Origin of the sequence: Acinetobacter sp. CFCC 10889 (assembly GCF_003268395.1) — a bacterium.
In the GTDB taxonomy this organism is placed as follows: domain Bacteria; phylum Pseudomonadota; class Gammaproteobacteria; order Pseudomonadales; family Moraxellaceae; genus Acinetobacter.
Genome location: NZ_LQXQ01000138.1, coordinates 1 through 2331 on the forward strand (window position 1 = coordinate 1; position 2331 = coordinate 2331).

Below are 2331 nucleotides of genomic sequence, written 5' to 3' on the forward strand. Positions count from 1 at the left end.
TTTCAGGTGACCATTTGGCTTCGATCAGATGGCAAATATAAGCATAAGCAAATGTGGTGAGTGAAGAAGTTCTACGATAGCAACGCTGTTTTGAAATGTCATGCGCTTGTTTTGCACGGTAACTTCGTAGTCCTTTATTTCGTCTAATTTCTCGTGAAATAGTTGCAGGGGATCTATTGAGGTCTCTGGCAATTTGAGCTTGTGAAGTTTTGCTTTTCAAAGCGGCATAAATTTCGTATCTTTCATCTTGAGAAAGTTGGGTGTATTGATTCATTGTGTGCTTTCCAATTGCGAGTTGAAAAAATCAGAATAAAGTCAATATATCCTAACTTTCTCAACTACTTCCAAAAGTGTTGCACTTCGTTGTTGAATCTGCGTGCAATAAAAAAGCCCCGATTGGAGCTTTAGAGTGGGTTTAAGTTTTTTGCTACGAATCTTTCTTAAAAGATACATTGAGCAACCTATAAATTAGTGCTCTGATGCTAACAAGCCGAGAATCCCAATCACAAAAAAGTCTTGTCAGAAAAGCCATAAATTAGCATTAATACAGATATTATTACTGCAATTAAAAAAATTACTCGACTTAAATTCATCACACTGTTTTTACATCTTTGAGTTTCACTGTTGTCACTTTTTTACCAATTTTGATCCATGGTTTCTCATAGAATTTATATGAAATATTTGCAGCAATGATCGTTAGAATAGAAGTAATAACAACACATAAAATTGGGTCACCCCCCAATTTCTTGGTAAAAATGTAAACAACTGGGTGTAATAAATATACACCATAAGTTGCCTCTCCTAAATTTGCAAATGGTTTGGCAAACCAATTTGGTAAATTAATTTCCAACTTATAAAATCCAAGTGTTAATGCAACTGCTGCTAATGAAAATATGATATCAGTGTAGCCGCTAACTATTTCAATTTGATCCCCAGAAACTGGAAATGTAATGAAAACTAAAGATGAAACTACTATTAAAAAATAAGATGTTTTCTTTAAATTGATATCGTGAAAGTTATAATAAAGTGCTAAACCAAGTGTATATAAATACATATTATTAAAAGGATTAATATATATATTCCATTGTTCAGACAAAGATTTACTAGGATCTAATAAGTAGAAAGTAAAATACATTCCTATTGCGACAGTTAATAGTACTGCCAAATTTCCAAGATGCTTATTTTTTGCATAAAGCATGATTAAAAGCGGTGTAAAAGCATAGTAAACACACTCATTACCTATACTCCAAGCACCTATATTGATGTATTCGCTTGGTGCTATAAAACCAAATAACAAAGTGATATTTAAAAATACTTTATAAATATCAATTTCACCACGCAAAATGAAATCTATACCTACAACGATAGCTATAGCAATCCATAAAAGTGGTAATAAGCGAAATAATCTACGAACAAAAAATACGTAAGATGAATATAAGTCTTTAATGTAATTGTTATAAACGACCCCCATGCTCAAACCTGAAAGCACAAAGAATATTGAAACACCATAAATACCTAAATTTCCAAGTATACTTCCTGCTTGCGGGTGATAAATCTGCCAACTTACAAGGTGATAAATCATGATTGCGAATGCCATTAAGCCTCGCAACCAATCTAAGCTTTCGTATCTTTTCATACATTATTATCATGTTAAAAATTTGCAAAATAATAACATACTAGATAAGACTAACTACGATATTTTATTTTTGCACGCAACGATAATACTTTTGCAATATTTGCTGTACTATTATTTAAAACCCCGTTTTCAAAGATATAGCCTAAAAAGTAATTTGAGACTTGAGAGCCACTGCCTTGAAAATGTGAACCGTACTGGGTTGGGCGATGTAGAAAAAGGCTATTAATTTTTCTAAAACCCAAAAAGTTGCTATGCAAAGGTGGATATCAATTTCTGAGCGCATGCCAAAATTCGGATGTAGAGTTTTGGTATTCAATGAAACAACACTTCGGACAGTAAAAAATAAAAAATGGAGATCTTAAATTGAGTAGAATGTAGTTACGACACAACAATCCTTCAACCAAGATCTCCATTATGTTGCTACTAAATACTATTTTTAAAAAAATGTAATGGTCAAGTAAAATCAGACAGTGATATAGAGATATAATTTCACTGAACAGAGGATTTCAACATGAGCAAAATCAAACGAACATTTGATGCAAATTACAAACTTCATATCTGTGAATTAATCCGCAAACAAGGATTGACCATTACCCAAGTTTGTACAGATAACAGTTTAGGACAAAGCAGCGTACACCGCTGGCTTCACCAATATGATGCAGAACTTCAAGGAAATTCTGGTATTGGATTACCAG

At 32.7% G+C, this 2331-nt stretch carries 4 protein-coding genes; 2 read left to right on the top strand and 2 right to left on the bottom strand.

The features are described from left to right. The coding region (locus tag AVJ19_RS20930) for a helix-turn-helix domain-containing protein (RefSeq protein WP_162626688.1) at positions 1 to 274 on the bottom strand (274 nt) is incomplete at its 3' end. Between the two features lie 318 nt (positions 275 to 592). Beyond that, positions 593 to 1636, bottom strand: coding sequence for an acyltransferase family protein (locus AVJ19_RS20935; RefSeq protein WP_111861412.1), 1044 nt, complete (start codon positions 1634 to 1636; stop codon positions 593 to 595). 251 nt (positions 1637 to 1887) lie between these two features. On the opposite strand from AVJ19_RS20935, the gene AVJ19_RS22935 reads away from it, so the two are divergent. Together AVJ19_RS22935 and AVJ19_RS20945 are read left to right on the top strand one after the other, a co-directional pair. Beyond that, the gene (locus AVJ19_RS22935) at positions 1888 to 1998 is read left to right on the top strand and encodes a DUF551 domain-containing protein (RefSeq protein ID WP_111861413.1); all 111 of its coding nucleotides are present in this window, start codon (positions 1888 to 1890) and stop codon (positions 1996 to 1998) included. Positions 1999 to 2147: 149 nt separating this feature from the next. Continuing rightward, a partial coding sequence (locus AVJ19_RS20945) for a transposase (RefSeq protein ID WP_162626689.1) occupies positions 2148 to 2331 on the top strand: 184 nt, incomplete at its 3' end.